This is a genomic window from Bradyrhizobium elkanii WSM2783 (assembly GCF_000472865.1).
In the GTDB taxonomy this organism is placed as follows: Bacteria; Pseudomonadota; Alphaproteobacteria; order Rhizobiales; family Xanthobacteraceae; genus Bradyrhizobium; species Bradyrhizobium elkanii_A.
Window position 1 is genome coordinate 21,019 of record NZ_AXAP01000040.1, and the last position, 14,784, is coordinate 35,802.

The window sequence follows — 14,784 nt, forward strand, 5'->3', positions numbered from 1 at the left end:
TACACGATCTCGCTCGCAATGACGGCTAACCCATCATCAGCGCCACGCGGCCGATCGCCTTGCGCTCCAGCAGCAGGCGCATCGCTTTCGCAACATCCTCCAGCGGCAAACGATGCGAGATGTTCGGGCGCACCTTGCCGGCTTCCGCCCATTCGGTCAGCGCCTTGATGCGCACCTCGCCCAGCGCCGGATTCCGCCGCACGGCTTCGCCGGCGCGGATGCCGAGCACGCTGGCGCCCTTGATCATCAAGAGATTGGTGCGGGCAAGCCCGATGCCGCCGGTGAAGCCGATGACGAGCAGCCGCGCGCCCCAGTTGATACAGCGCATCGAGTTCTCGAACACCTCGCCGCCGACCGGATCGAACACGACATCGGCGCCGTTGCCGTCCGTGATGCGTTTCACGGCATCGCGAAACGGCTCGCGATCGTAGAGCACGAGATGGTCCGCTCCCCTCGCCTTGGCGATCGCAAGCTTCTCCTCGCTGGACGCGGCAGCGATCACGACGGCGCCGAGCAGCTTTCCGATCTCGACCGCGGCCAGCCCCACGCCGCCGCCGGCGCCATGCACCAGCAGCACCTCGCCGGGCCGAAGCTGGCCGCGGTCGATCAGCGCATGATAGGCCGTGCCGTGCGCGGCAAGAAAGGTCGCGCCTTCCGCATAATCGAACGTCGACGGCATCCGCGTGAGCTGCGACGGCGTGGCCACCGCCTCGTCGCTGAAGGCGCCGTGGCGCATCTTGACAACGACCTTGTCGCCGACCTTGACGCCCGTGGCATCATTTACCTCGACCACGTCGCCAGCGGCTTCCATCCCCGGCGTGAACGGCAACGGCGGCTTGAGCTGATATTCGCCGGCCGCCATCAGCACGTCGGGAAAATTGATCCCCGCGGCGCGGATCGCGACGCGCACCTCGCCTGCCTTCAATGGCGCGGACGAAAATGTTTCCAGCCGCAGGCGCTCGGGCGGGCCGAGCTCGCGGCAGACAACGGCTTTCGGCATCACGCTGCGCGCTCCTTCTTGCGCTCCAGCACCTCCCGGATCAGCGGCAAGCGGTCGTTGCCGAAATACATGTCGGTCTTGTCGACGAAGATGGTCGGCGAGCCGAAGCCGCCGCGCGCCATCACTTCATCGGTGTTGGCCTTGAGCTGGTCCTTGATCGCCTGCTGGCTGATGCCGGCGAAGAATTTTGCCGGATCGATGCCGACCTTGTTGCAGATCTCGGTCAGCACCGCATCCTGCGAAATGTCCTTGTCGTCCCCCCAATAAGCCTCGAACACCGCGCGCGCGAACGGCACCATCTTGTCGTTGCCGAGCCAGATGCAGCCGCGCATCGCCTTGACACTGTTCACGGGAAACACGCTTGGCGGCATCTTGATCGCAAGGCCTGCCGAGCGCGCCCAGTCGGAGAGATCCTTCTTCATGTAGCGCGCCTTCAGCGGCACCGGCGTTTCGCGCGAGGCGTAGACGCTCGGGTTGACGGTGTTGAAGATGCCGCCGACCAGGATCGGGCGCCAGGAGATATCGACGCCGAACTCCTTTGCCAACGGCTGGATGTTGTGGAAGGCGAGATAGGTCCAGGGGCTGGAGCAGTCGAAGAAGAATTCGATCATGGTGGCGTTTCCTGTTGTGATATCGCTTGTGTCCATTTTCGTCATTCCGGGATGCGCCGCAAGGCGCAAGCCCGGAATCCATTGATCGGCGTGCGCCAGCGGCGAAATGGATTCCGGGCTCGCGACTCCGTCGCGCCCCGGAATGACGGATAGTTATTGCTTCTCCAGCATCTCCTTGGCGCGCTGGCCGAACATGTTCTTGCGTGCCTCCTCGTCGAACGGTTCCTTGACGAACTTGCCGATCGCGAGCCCCGCCTGCACCTGCGGCCGGGCGCGCACCTCGGCGTACCAGCGCTTGATGTTCGGGTAGTCGTCGAGCGTAAAACCCTGCGCCTTGTGGGTCATGGTCCAGGGGAAGCAGGCGATGTCAGCAATGGAGTAGTCGCCGGCGATATAGGCGCCGGTCTTGCCGAGTTGGCGGTCGAGCACGCCATAGAGCCGCGCCGCCTCGTCGCGGTAGCGCTCGATCGCATAGGGGATCTTGTCGGCGGCATAGAGCGCGAAATGGCCGTGCTGGCCAAGCATCGGACCGAGCCCGCCCACCTGCCACATCACCCACTGGATGACCCTGGAACGGCCGCGCATATCCGCAGGCAGGAAGCGGCCGGTCTTCTCGGCCAGATAGATCAGGATCGCGCCGGTTTCGAACACAGCGAACGGCTCGCCGCCATCGGCGGGCGCGTGGTCCACGATTGCCGGGATCCGGTTGTTCGGGCTGATCGCCAGGAATTCCGGGCGAAACTGCTCGCCGGCGCGGATATTGACCGGGATGACCTGATAGGGAAGCCCGAGTTCCTCCAGCATGATCGAAATCTTCCAGCCGTTCGGCGTCGGCGCGTAGTGCAGGTCGATCATGGTTTCCCCCAAGAGGTCGCGTCATAAAGACGCTTGTTGTTCTGTACCTCGATCATAAGACATGGCAGACAGGCGCTCAATCCGAACCGAGGGAGGCCAGACATGCTGTTTCCGACCACGATCGCAGGCTCCTTGCCGAAACCGGAATGGCTGGCCGAACCCAACACGCTGTGGGCGCCCTGGAAGTCGCAAGGCGACGAGCTGGCGCGCGCCAAGCGCGACGCCACCCTGCTGGCGCTGAAGCTGCAAGAGGATGCCGGAATCGATCTCGTCACCGAGGGCGAGCAGGCGCGGCAGCATTTCGTCCATGGCTTCCTGGAGAAGGTCGAAGGCATCGATTTCGCCCACAAGGTCGAGATGGGTATCCGCAAGGACCGCTATAAGGCGATGGTGCCGCAGGTGGTGGCGCCGCTGCAGCTCAAGGGCCGTGTCCATGCCACCGAGGCCCGTGTCGCCCGCACCCACACGACGCGCAAGCTGAAATTCACCCTGCCCGGCCCGATGACGATCATCGACACCATCGCCGACCAATATTACGGCGACCGGGTCAAGATGGCGTTCGCCTTTGCCGAACTGCTGAACGAGGAGGCCAAGGCGCTGCAAGCCGACGGCGTCGACATGATCCAGTTCGACGAGCCCGCCTTCAATGTCTACATGGACGAGGTTCGCGACTGGGGCATCAAGGCGCTGGAACGCGCCACCGAGGGGCTGACCTGCGAGACCGCCGTGCACATCTGTTACGGCTACGGCATCAAGGCCAATACCGACTGGAAAGAGACCCTGGGCAGCGAATGGCGGCAATATGAAGAGACGTTTCCTGTGATCGACAAGAGCACGATCCAGCAGGTCGCGATCGAATGCCGCAACTCGAAAGTGCCGATCGAGCTGCTCGCGCTATTGCCGGGCAAGATCGTCCAGGCCGGCGTGATCGATGTCGCGAGCGACGTTGTCGAGACCGCCGAAGACGTGGCCAATGTGATCGAGGCGGTCGCGAAATTCGTGCCGAAGAGCAACATCGTCGCGACGACCAATTGCGGCATGGCGCCGATGCGGCGCGACATCGCGGAAGCCAAGCTGATGGCGCTCGGCGCAGGCGCCAAGCTGGCGCGGCAGCGGCTCGGCTGATCGCTTCACCTCTCCCATAGCGAGAGGTCGGCGTGAAGCGCCGGGTGAGGGGTTCGGCGCTCTCGTGGGACCTGATCCCCCTCACCCGCGCCTTCGGCGCGACCTCTCCCCAATGGGGAGAGGTGGTCCTCGCGGCCGCATCGATTCAAGCAAATGAGGTCGTGCTTGGATGCAGCACGGGCCGATAGCCGGCGGCGAATGCGCGAACCGTCGATGGCGGCGTCAGCAGCAGCGCAGCATCGGCGTCGATGTCGGCGCGTGCGTAGCCAGCGAACGACCAGCGCAGCGGTTCGCCGCTTACGATGAGAAAGCTGCGCTCACCCGCCTGCACCATCGCTCCGTCTGGCAGGCTCGCGAGCAGCATCGGCAGCGGATGCAGCCGCTTCCGACCGCGGTCGAGGCGCTCGCGATGCAGCACGGCGTCGATCTCGGGCGCGTGGATGTTTTCCGCGTCGTTGCCCTGCTCCCAGGCGGCGCGAAAGCGGTTGGCATCGTCGCGGCGGCAGAAGAAGCAGGGGCGATGGCCCGCGGCGAACGCGGTGGCTTCATCGAGGAAGAACAATTCGGTCCAGCTTCGCCCGCCCATCACCTTGCGGCGCCGGCCGCGGAATTCGCACACGCATGTCAGCCAAGCCGGGCTTGACCAGCGCTTTTTCAGGAGCGTTTTGGTCGCCGGATCATGGATGATGCCGCGGTTGCCGGTAAACAACCCGCGGTGCGGCGTGGCGACGATCTCGCCGGTTGGCGTGACGCGGTTCTGCAGGGGCATCTTGCTTCTCCTTCTCCCCGTTCTTACGGGGAGAAGGTCGGGATGAGGGGCTCTATCCGCGAATACGAAAGCAAATGTACTCGCGGGGACTCCCCCTCACCCGGATCCCGTCTTCGATGCGATCTGACCTCTCCCCGCAAGCGGGGCGAGGTAAGGCTACGCCGCGCCGTCGCGGATCGGCGGCTGGAACGAGAGCGCGGTGTCCCAGGGGAAGAAGATCCAGGTGTCCTGCGACACCTCGGTGATGAAGGTGTCCACCAGCGGCCGGCCCTTCGGCTTGGCATAGACCGTGGCAAAATGGGCATCGGGCATCATCTCGCGCACCATCTTGCCGGTCTTGCCGGTGTCGACGAGGTCGTCGACGATCAGAAGCCCCTTGCCGGTGCCATTGCCAAGCTTGGCGGTTGCTTCCGAAATGCCCTTCAGGACCTGAAGGTCGCCCTGTTTGTTGTGGTCGTAGCTCGCGATGCAGACGGTGTCGATCACGCGCACGCCGAGTTCGCGCGCCACGATCGCCGCCGGCACCAGGCCGCCGCGGGTGATCGCGATCACCGCCTGGAATGGCCCGACCTCATTGAGCCGCCAGGTCAGCGCCCGGCAGTCCCGATGGAACTGGTCCCAGGACACCGGGAAGGCCTTGCCTGCCCGTTCCTGTGCGCTGAGGTTCGTATCCGCCATCTTTCTCTCCGAGAAGTCCGTCTCGCCGCTTTAACGCGTCACCTGCAGGTTCGCCAGCATCTCCTTCACCGCCCCCATTGCGGCGGCGAGCTTGTCCGGATCGCGGGAGCGGACGACCAGATTGGTGTTGGGACGCTGCTCTTCGTCCATGAACGGATAGCTGCCGATGATGGTGTCGGGATGGGCGATCGCGATCTCCTTTAAGGGTCCGCCGATGTCGCCTTCCCGCGCATTGGCGCGGACCGAATCAGAAAGCATCCGCACGCCCGATTTCAGGCGCGGCGCGACGATGTCCATCATCGCCTGCATGATGGTCGGTATGCCCGCCATCACGACGACATTGCCGAGCTTGAAACCGGGCGCGAGGATGGTCGCGCTCTGGATCAGGTCGGCGCCGTCGGGGATCCGCGCCATGCGTAGCCGCGCCTCGTTCAGGTCCTGGTCGCTCCAGCGCTCGCGGAAGCGCGCTACCACCTCCGGGTGATGATCGATGCCGACGCCGAACGCCTTTGCCACGGCATCGGCGGTGATGTCGTCGTGAGTCGGGCCGATGCCGCCGGTGGTGAAGACATAGCTATAGCGATGGCGCAGCGCATTCAGGGCTGCGACAATGTCATCCTCGTCGTCGGCGACGACGCGCACTTCCTTCAGGTCGATGCCGATATTGGTCAGGTATTCGGCAATGAAGCCGATATTCTTGTCCTTGGTCCGGCCGGACAGGATCTCGTCGCCGATCACCAGAAGGCCAGCCGTGACGATCTCGCTCATGGTTTCTTCCTCACCCTTTTCCGCCCCCGGGCCCCGCCGACGCAGCGGCTTGAAGTCGCGGGTCTTTGCTGCCGAAATAAGCAGGTGGCAGCCGGTTTTTCGAGCAGCCCCTTGAGACACCCATACCAAATGTCGCCAGCCAATGCATATCCTGCTGGCCCGCCCCTTGCTACCATCCCGGCAAGTCATGCACTGTGGCGTATGGTTTCGGAGGACGTTCAGGATTTATGGCAGTTGCATTCGATGAGATGAACGGCCAGGGCGGCACCGAAATCCGCCAAGCCTACCAGGAGCTCTCCCGCTGGCTGACGGAGACGCCTCCGGATGCGCTGGAATATCGCCGCCAGGAGGCGGAGCTCCTGTTCCGCCGGATCGGCATTACCTTTGCGGTCTATGGCGACGCCGCAGCCCAGGAGCGGCTGATCCCCTTCGACGTGATCCCCCGCATCCTGTCGGCCAGGGAATGGGCGCTGCTGGAAAAAGGGCTGAGGCAGCGCGTGCTCGCCCTCAACATGTTCCTGCGCGACATCTATCACGGCCGCGACATCCTGCGCGCCAACATCATCCCGGAAGACATGATCTTCCAGAACCCCGTCTTCCGCCCGGAGATGAACGGCCAGGACGTGCCGCACGACGTCTATGTGCATATCGCCGGCATCGATATCATCCGGACCGATCCGGAAAACTTCATCGTATTGGAGGACAACGCGCGCACGCCCTCGGGCGTATCCTACATGCTGGAAAACCGCGAGATCATGATGCGGCTGTTTCCGGACCTGTTCGCCCGCCACCGCGTCGCGCCGGTCGAGCGCTATCCGGACGAGCTGCTGGCGGCGCTGCGCTCGGTCGCGCCGCGCGGTGCCGCGGCCGAGCCGACGGTCGCGCTGATGACGCCCGGCATCTACAATTCCGCCTATTACGAACACTCTTTCCTTGCCGACAAGCTCGGCATCGAGCTGGTCGAAGGGCGCGACCTCATCGTCAAGAACGATGAAGTCTTCATGCGCACGACCGAGGGATTGAAACGCGTCGACGTGATCTACCGCCGCGTCGACGACGATTTCCTCGATCCCCTCACCTTCCGCCCGGACTCCGCGCTCGGCGTGCCCGGGCTGATGTCGGCCTATGCCGCCGGCAATATCACGCTCGCCAACGCAGTCGGGACCGGGATCGCCGACGACAAGGCGATCTATTCCTACATGCCCGACATCGTGAGATTCTATCTCTCCGAAGAGCCGATCCTGAAGAACGTGCAGACCTGGCGCTGCCGCGAGCCTCAGGATCTCGCCTATGTGCTCGACCATCTCGACGACCTCGTGGTGAAGGAAGTGCACGGCTCCGGCGGCTACGGCATGCTGATCGGGCCGGCCGCGACCAAGGCAACCATCGAGGCGTTCCGCGACAAGCTCAAGCGCGAGCCTGAAGGCTTCATCGCCCAGCCGACATTGGCGCTGTCGACCTGCCCGACCTGCACCGAGAAGGGACTGGCGCCGCGCCACGTCGATCTGCGCCCGTTCGTGCTGACCGGCAGCGAGCGCGTCACCATCGTGCCGGGCGGACTGACGCGGGTGGCGCTGAAGGAAGGCTCGCTCGTGGTCAATTCCAGCCAGGGCGGCGGCACCAAGGACACCTGGATACTGGACGAGTAGAGGGTTTAGCTTTCGCATGCTGTCGCGCACCGCAGAAAACCTGTACTGGCTCGCCCGCTACGTCGAGCGCGCGGAATATCTCGCCCGCACCATCGACGCCACCTTGCGCGTCACGGCGCTGCCGGCGGCCTATATCGGCAAGACCAATGAATGGGACTCGGCGCTGCTGACAGCCGGCGTCGGCGAGAGCTTTTACGGCCATTATCAGGAAGCCAACGAGGCCAACGTCGTCGAATATCTGTCGTTCGCACCGGACAATCCTTCCTCGATCAGGAACTGCATCGAGGCGGCCCGGCTCAATGCGCGCTCGGTGCGGACAGCGCTGACCAGCGAGATGTGGGACACCATCAATGCCGCCTGGATCGAGCTGCAGGCGGTGTGGTCGAAGGGCACCGGAAATCGAGAGGATCTGGCAAAGTTCCTGCGCTTCGTTCAGGAGACGTCACTGCGTTTCGACGGCTCCGCCTATCGGACCATGCTGCGCAACGACGCCTACTGGTTCTCACGGCTGGGCGTGCATCTGGAGCGCGCCGACAACACTGCCCGCATTCTCGACGTCAAATACCACGTGCTGCTGCCCGAGGAGGAGCATATCGGCGGCCCGCTCGACTATTATCAGTGGACCTCGATCCTGCGCTCGGTGTCGGCGCTGACGGCCTATCACTGGGTCTACCGCGAGACGCTCAAGCCCTGGCTGATCGCCGACCTCCTGATCCTCAACGACACGCTGCCGCGGTCGCTGGCAAGCTGCTACGGCAATCTGGTGCGCAATCTCGACCAGATCGGCGTCGCCTATGGCCGCCAGGGCGCCGCCCAGCGCCACGCCCGCGGCATCCGCAACCGGCTTGAGCACAGCCATATGGACGATATCTTCCAGCACGGCGTGCATGAATTCATCCAGGAGTTCATCGCAGACAATTCACGCCTGGGTGAGATCATCACCAAGCAATATCTGATTTGATGGGCTAAGATGCCCGCAATCACACGCCCGTCATGGCCGGGCTTGTCCCGGCCATCCACGTCTTGCTATGCCGGCCAAATGACGAGGACGTGGATGCCCGGGACAAGCCCGGGCATGACGATCCCAACCTGATGTTGGTACGCCATGCGCCTGCGAATTGCCCATACCACGACCTATCGCTACGAGCCCCAGGCTTCCGGCGTGATCCAGATCCTCCGGATGACGCCGACGAGCCATGACGGGCAGTATGTGGCGGACTGGCAGATCGACGTCTCGACCGACTCCAGGCTCGACGCGCATGAGGACGCGTTCGGCAATGTCACGCATGTGCTGACCCACGGCCCGCTCGCCGACCTCACCATCCATTGCGAGGGGCAGATCGAGACCCACGACACCGGCGGCGTGCTGCGCGGCACCGACGAGCGCTTTCCGCCGAGCCTGTTCCTGCGCTCGACCGCGCTGACCGAGGTCAATCCGGCGATGGCGGCCCTCACCCGCGAGTCGCGCTCGGAGGCCGATGGCGACGTGCTCGGCTTCCTGCACGCGCTGATGGTGCAGATCTATGAAGGCATGGCGTTCGACGAGGACCCGACCAACAGCGGCACCACGGCGGCGGAGGCCTTCGCGCTGAAGCGCGGCGTGTGCCAGGACTACGCGCATATCTTCATCGCCTGCGCGCGCTCCGGCGGCGTGCCGGCCCGCTTCGTCTCCGGCCACTTCTTCCGTTCCGACGGCACGGTCAACCAGGCCGCCGGCCATGCCTGGGCGGAAGCCTATGCGCCCGATCTCGGCTGGATCGGTTTCGATGCCGCCAACGGCATCTGCACCACCGATGCCCACGCCCGCGTCGCCGTCGGCCTCGACTATCTTGGCGCCGCCCCGGTGCGCGGCACCCGTTATGGCGGCGGCACCGAGACGCTCACCGTCGCAGTCAAGGTCGAGCAGGCCGGCCGTCCCAGCCAGTGGCAATCGCAGTCGCAGTGAGAGACTCAAGCGGGACTTGATCGATTCGCGTATCACCGAACTGCTCTCGCCCGACCAAGAATTCCCGCAATTCTTGCTGGTCATTCCCGACAAGATCGCGGATGCGCGCATCGTAATACCTGCGCGCACGGCGCCGCCGTGTTCCATGCGCAACAGCGAGCGCCAATTGAGCGCGGTTGCATCACGGCTCGTCTTCTAGCGCGCGAGCCTGCATTCGAAGGATTCAACAGCGTCGTCGATCAGTTAGCCCACATATTAGAAGTCTTCGAAAAAATTGTTCTGCCGCGAATTTCGAGCGATTCAAAAACGCGACAACTCGACGCGCGCTGCGTTGACACATAACACGCGTACGGCTGCGATCGTCGCGTGAGGTCAGAACATCAACTCCACCACGGCGTTCGCCGGATGGGGCACTGACATATGTATTGGAATACGCACGGCGTTGCGCGCCGTACTATCTCTTTTTCACAACTCACGACTTTCAAGTGTACCGCAAGCATATTGGCGTTAGGCGGCTTGCTGATCGCCGGCTCGCCGGCGGGGGCGCAGAGCGCGGGGCAATCGGGCGCATCGGCGCTACCGCCCGTCAATATCGACGCGCCTGCGCAGCGCGCGCAGCGTCCAACCCAAGTCCGGCGCAACACCGCGTCGCGGCGCGATCCTAACCAGCGGCCGAATCAACGAGCCGATCATGCGGGGGCACAACAGCAGCAGGCGACGCCCGCACTGGTATCGACGGCGCAGCGCGTCAACGCCGGCACCAACGGCTTCGTCGCAAGCCGCGCCTCCGGCGCCACCAAGACCGACGCACCGATCATGTCGACGCCAGGCTCGGTCGCCGTCATCACCCGCAGCGAGATGGATGTTCGCCAGGCGCAGAGCATCCGCGATCTCCTGCGCTACGCGCCCGGTATCTATTTCAGCAACGATACCGACTTCCGCTTCCAGCCGGTCAAGGCGCGCGGCTTCGACGTCGAGCAATATCTCGACGGCCTGCGCCTGCAGGGCGGGCCGTTCGGTACGCCGCGCGTCGACCCCTACCTGCTCGAGCGCGCCGAGCTCATCACCGGCCCGGCGTCGATCCTTTACGGCGCAGCTTCGCCCGGCGGCATTCTCAACCTCGTCAGCAAGCGCCCGACCGAATCTCCCTTCGGCGAGGTCCAGTTGCAGACGGGCACGTTCGACCGCATCCAGGGCGCGTTCGACGTCGGCGGCCCCGTGGACAAGGACAAGACCCTGCTCTACCGCGTCACCGGCATCGGACTTAGCGCCAACACCCAGGTCGACAATATCGGCGAAGAGAAATACGCGATCGCGCCGGCCTGGACCTGGCGGCCGGATATCGACACCACCATCACCTTCCTCACGAGCTATCGGCAGGACCCGAAAGGCGGCGCCTTTGCGCTGCTGCCGATCCAGGGCACGCTGGTGCCGGGCACCTACGGGCAGATTCCCCGGAACTTCTTCGCCGGCGACTTCAACTATGAGAGCCTGAAGTACAAGCAGGCGACTATCGGCTACGAATTCGAGCACCGCTTCGACGACATCTTCACGGTGCGGCAGAACGTGCGCTATCTGCACAACGAGCTCAACTACATCGAGGTGCAGCCCGGTGCGTTCACGACAACGGGCGCCGGCCCCACCCTTCGCCTGGCCGACGGCCGCACCATCACGCGAAGCTATTTCTCGACCAACGAAAACCTCAACACCTTCGCGGCAGACAACCAGCTTCAGGCCAAGTTCAACATGGGCCCGTTGCAGCACACCGTGCTCGCCGGCTTCGACTATCAGCGCTTCGACTTCAACAACCTGGCGCGCTACGCTCCCACCAACACGCTCAACATCCTGGCGCCGAACTACACCCAGAACATCGCAGTCCCGACGTCGGTGTTCCAGAACCTGGATCAGCACCTGGAGCAGCGCGGGGTCTATGTTCAGGATGAGGCGAAGCTCGGGAAGCTGACCGTGCTCGGCGGCATCCGCTACGACTGGGCCGAAGGCAATACGCTCAATCTCGGCACGCGCGTCCTCAACAATGATGAGAAGTCGAGCGGCCGTATCGGCGCGATCTACAATTTTGACGTCGGGATTGCTCCTTACGTCAGCTATTCGACCTCGTTCCAGCCAACCACCGTGGGCTCGCTGCTCAACGGTCAGCCCTACAAGCCGACCATCGGCGAGCAGATCGAGGCCGGCGTCAAGTACCAGCCGGTGGGCTACAACCTGATGTTCACCGCCGCGGTCTATGACCTGAAGCAGCAGAACGTGGTGAGCGCGATTGCCGGACCTGGCATCCCGCCCAACTCAAACGCCCAGGTCGGCGAGGTCACCTCGCGCGGCTTCGAGGGATCGGTGGTCGGAAGTCCCCTGCCCGGCTTGAGCCTGCGCGGGCAATACTCCTACCTCGACAACCGGATCTCCGCGCCACTGGACGTCAATTACGGCAAGGTACTCGCCAACACGCCGATGCACACGGCCTCGCTATGGGCCAACTACGTCGTGCAGGATGGTCCGGCGGTCGGCTTCGGCTTCGGCGGCGGTGTCCGCTACATGAGCGAGATGTACACGACCAACGCCAACAATCTCACGGTGCCGACTATCGTCGCAAACAGCCCCGCGCTGGCCAACATCATTCCCGCCAGCACGACCTTTGACGCGGCCCTGTCCTATGATTTCGGGATGCGGTTCAAGGAGTGGAGGGGATTGAGCGCGGCGGTGAACATCAATAACGTGTTCGACAACAGCTACGTCTCGATCTGCACGGCGGCGGGCTGCCGCTGGGCGGTCGGTCGCACGGTGCTGGGGACATTGACCTACCGGTGGTAATGGGATGACTGCGCAATCCGTGAAATGGTGGTCGCTGGTCCATAAATGGACCAGCCTCATCTGCACGCTGTTCATGCTGATGCTGTGCATCACCGGGCTGCCGCTGATCTTTCACGACGAAATCGATGAACTTTTCGAGCCGGAAATTGCCGCGCGAGATTTTCCACCCAACACGCCCGAAGCCCCGCTAAGCAGGCTGATCGAGGCAGCGAAGGCGCGCTTCCCGGAACGCTATATCCAGGTCCTGAACTGGGACGATGACCACGCCAATGTCGTCAATGTCTTTCTGTCCGATGTTCCGACCCCACCGCCAGGACAGCGGTTCTTGAAGCTGTCCTTCGATTCGCGGACCGCCGAGATTCTCGGAGAAGACGCGCAGCAAGGCGGCCTGATGCGGACCATCCGCATCTTCCACCGCGACATGCTGATGGGATTGCCGGGCGAGTTGTTCCTCGGCGTCATGGGCTTGTTGTTCGTGACCGCCGTCGTCTCCGGCGTCATGCTCTACGCGCCATTCATGCGGCGGCTCGATTTCGGCGAGGTGCGACGCGCCCGCGCGCGACGGATCAAATGGCTCGACCTGCACAATCTGATCGGCGCGGTGACGCTGGTGTGGGCGTTCGCCGTCGGCCTCACCGGCGTCATCAACACCATATCGCTGCCGCTGTTCAACGCCTGGCGTGCGCAGGTGATGCCGGAATTGATCGCGCCGCATCTTGGCAAGCCGCCGCTTTCGAAATTCGCCTCCATCGATGACGTCGTTGTCACGGCGCGCCAGGCGCTCGGCGACAACACGCCCGTCAGCCTCGTGCTGCCAACCGAAGCGCGATTCGGCACGCCGCGCCACTTCATCGTCTGGACCAAGGGGACGACGCCGATCACCTCGCGCCTGTTCACGCCGGTGCTCATCGATGCCGAGACCGCGCAACTCGTCACCGCAAAGGGATTGCCGTGGTACCTGCGGACGCTGCAGGTGTCGCGCCCGCTCCATTTCGGCGATTACGGCGGCCTGCCGCTCAAGATCATCTGGGCGCTGCTCGATCTCGCGACCATCGTCGTGCTGGCGAGCGGCATCTATCTCTGGCTCAGCAAACGCAAGCCCGCCCGCGCCGTCTCGGCGGTCTCGCCCCGGCCGGCTGTCGCGGCGACATCCGGGCTTCCCTCGTGAAACGGCGGCATCACGTTACAACCGTAATCGAGAGCGATCTCGCTGAAACCATGCGGTAGCGCCGCGTCTCCATTCTCTCGTGCGACACCTTTGCCGCAAGAGAGATCGAGACAGATGCTCCATCAAGACCAATTTCGTGACCTTCGTACCCTGACGGCGCCGGACAGCAACAAAACGGTGCTCGCCGGCATCCGGAAACTCGCTCCGGAGATCGCGGCTCGCGCCGCCGAGATCGAAGCCGCACGCTGCGTCCCGCCCGACCTGATCGATCGGCTGAAATCGATCGGTATCTTCAGGATGTTCGTGCCGAGAAGCTATGGCGGATTGGAACTTGCCTTGCCGGAAGGGTTGGAGGTCATCAGGGCTCTGGCCCGGCTTGACGGTTCGATCGGGTGGACCGCGATGGTGGCTACCGGGGGCAGCCTTTTCGCGACCTGGGCAGTACGTGAAACCTACGAGCGCATCTATCGGAATGGACCTGACGTACCCATCTGCGGATCCGCGCAGCCGGGCGGAAAAGCGGAGCCGACGGCGGGCGGCTTCCGGGTGAGCGGCCGATGGCCATTCGCGAGCGGCTGCAAGCATGCCGATTGGATGGCGGGGTTCTGCATCATCACCGACGACGACGGCAAACCGCTCCCCGGTCCGCAAGGGCAGCCGGTGGTTCGCGGCTTTGCATTGCCGGCGCAAAACTGGGAAATCGAAGATACCTGGCATGCGGCCGGTCTCAGGGGAACCGGCAGCCATCACATTGTACTGCGCGATGCACTGGTTCCCGAGGCCAACTTCTTCGATGTCGCAAACGGCACGCCCTGCGTACCGGGCCCGCTCTATCCGGCGGTGCCGCAATTGGTGCCGATGTTTCACGGTGCGAACTCCGTCGGCATTGCCGAAGGCGCCGTCGACGAATTGGTGGCGCTGGCCCATACGGGACGGCAGCAGTTCCGGGCAACCACGCCGATGCGCGACTCCGAGATATTCCAGCTCGAACTTGGCCGCATTTCCGCTGACGTCAATGCAGCGCGGGCCGTTTGCGAGACGCAGATCGCAAGCCTTTGGCACCACGCCTTGGCTGGAACGCTGAACGACGAAAGCCTCGTCGTCGAGAGCACGCAGGCCGCGACCTGGATCGCCGCCACCTGCGTCCGGATCGTCGACGCGTGTTTCGCACTTGCCGGAAGCAGCGCGGTCTATGAGACCTCGCCACTGCAGCGGCGCCTGCGCGACATGCACGTCGCCGCCCAGCACGCCGCTGTGCAGCAACGACAGTATGTCGCGGTCGGCAAACTGCTCCTGGCACGCTCGGCGCAGGATGCCGGACAGACATGATGGTGATAGGCTACGCCGAACACATATCTGTCATCACCATCTGGCTGCAGGGCATCAGGAG

General features: G+C 63.9%; 14 protein-coding genes. 8 read left to right on the forward strand and 6 right to left on the reverse strand.

Annotated elements, in window-relative coordinates; all coding sequences use genetic code 11:
- Positions 1–25: 25 nt before the first annotated feature.
- From YY7_RS0129055 to YY7_RS0129065, 3 genes are all read right to left on the reverse strand, one after another.
- A complete protein-coding gene (locus YY7_RS0129055) occupies positions 26–1,000 on the reverse strand; it encodes an NADPH:quinone oxidoreductase family protein (protein WP_028166294.1) in 975 nt (324 codons plus the stop codon).
- Entirely contained in the window at positions 1,000–1,611 is a 612-nt protein-coding gene (locus YY7_RS0129060) for a 2-hydroxychromene-2-carboxylate isomerase (protein WP_028166295.1), read from the reverse strand. Before YY7_RS0129060 ends, YY7_RS0129055 begins: the two co-directional genes overlap by 1 nt.
- Positions 1,612–1,764: 153 nt before the next feature.
- A complete protein-coding gene (locus tag YY7_RS0129065; RefSeq protein ID WP_028166296.1) occupies positions 1,765–2,466 on the reverse strand; it encodes a glutathione S-transferase N-terminal domain-containing protein in 702 nt (233 codons plus the stop codon).
- A gap of 102 nt (positions 2,467–2,568) precedes the next feature.
- On the opposite strand from YY7_RS0129065, the gene YY7_RS0129070 reads away from it, so the two are divergent.
- A complete protein-coding gene (locus YY7_RS0129070) occupies positions 2,569–3,591 on the forward strand; it encodes a methionine synthase (RefSeq protein ID WP_028166297.1) in 1,023 nt (340 codons plus the stop codon).
- Positions 3,592–3,736: 145 nt separating this feature from the next.
- Here the strand turns inward: YY7_RS0129070 and YY7_RS0129075 are convergent, their stop codons facing one another.
- The 3 genes from YY7_RS0129075 to YY7_RS0129085 all read right to left on the reverse strand — a co-directional run bounded on the left by YY7_RS0129075 (position 3,737) and on the right by YY7_RS0129085 (position 5,806).
- The gene (locus YY7_RS0129075; RefSeq protein WP_028166298.1) at positions 3,737–4,360 is read right to left on the reverse strand and encodes a hypothetical protein; all 624 of its coding nucleotides are present in this window, start codon (positions 4,358–4,360) and stop codon (positions 3,737–3,739) included.
- 156 nt (positions 4,361–4,516) lie between these two features.
- Positions 4,517–5,038 carry a xanthine phosphoribosyltransferase gene (gpt, locus tag YY7_RS0129080; RefSeq protein ID WP_028166299.1) on the reverse strand — a complete coding sequence of 174 codons (522 nt, stop codon included), beginning with the start codon at positions 5,036–5,038 and terminating at the stop codon, positions 4,517–4,519.
- A 30-nt stretch (positions 5,039–5,068) separates the two neighbouring features.
- Positions 5,069–5,806 carry a competence/damage-inducible protein A gene (locus YY7_RS0129085; protein ID WP_028166300.1) on the reverse strand — a complete coding sequence of 246 codons (738 nt, stop codon included), beginning with the start codon at positions 5,804–5,806 and terminating at the stop codon, positions 5,069–5,071.
- A 227-nt stretch (positions 5,807–6,033) separates the two neighbouring features.
- Between YY7_RS0129085 and YY7_RS0129090 the strand changes: the two genes are divergently transcribed.
- From YY7_RS0129090 to YY7_RS0129120, 7 genes are all read left to right on the forward strand, one after another.
- Entirely contained in the window at positions 6,034–7,455 is a 1,422-nt protein-coding gene (locus YY7_RS0129090) for a circularly permuted type 2 ATP-grasp protein (protein WP_028166301.1), read from the forward strand.
- A 16-nt stretch (positions 7,456–7,471) separates the two neighbouring features.
- A complete protein-coding gene (locus tag YY7_RS0129095; RefSeq protein WP_028166302.1) occupies positions 7,472–8,416 on the forward strand; it encodes an alpha-E domain-containing protein in 945 nt (314 codons plus the stop codon).
- A gap of 144 nt (positions 8,417–8,560) precedes the next feature.
- The gene (locus YY7_RS0129100) at positions 8,561–9,400 is read left to right on the forward strand and encodes a transglutaminase family protein (protein ID WP_028166303.1); all 840 of its coding nucleotides are present in this window, start codon (positions 8,561–8,563) and stop codon (positions 9,398–9,400) included.
- Between the two features lie 16 nt (positions 9,401–9,416).
- Complete coding sequence (locus YY7_RS0129105; protein WP_028166304.1) at positions 9,417–9,599, forward strand: hypothetical protein; 183 nt, start codon at positions 9,417–9,419, stop codon at positions 9,597–9,599.
- Between the two features lie 317 nt (positions 9,600–9,916).
- The gene (locus tag YY7_RS0129110; protein ID WP_051396989.1) at positions 9,917–12,226 is read left to right on the forward strand and encodes a TonB-dependent siderophore receptor; all 2,310 of its coding nucleotides are present in this window, start codon (positions 9,917–9,919) and stop codon (positions 12,224–12,226) included.
- 4 nt (positions 12,227–12,230) lie between these two features.
- Complete coding sequence (locus YY7_RS0129115; RefSeq protein ID WP_035691192.1) at positions 12,231–13,394, forward strand: PepSY-associated TM helix domain-containing protein; 1,164 nt, start codon at positions 12,231–12,233, stop codon at positions 13,392–13,394.
- A gap of 114 nt (positions 13,395–13,508) precedes the next feature.
- Complete coding sequence (locus tag YY7_RS0129120; RefSeq protein WP_028166307.1) at positions 13,509–14,723, forward strand: acyl-CoA dehydrogenase family protein; 1,215 nt, start codon at positions 13,509–13,511, stop codon at positions 14,721–14,723.
- Positions 14,724–14,784: the final 61 nt, after the last annotated feature.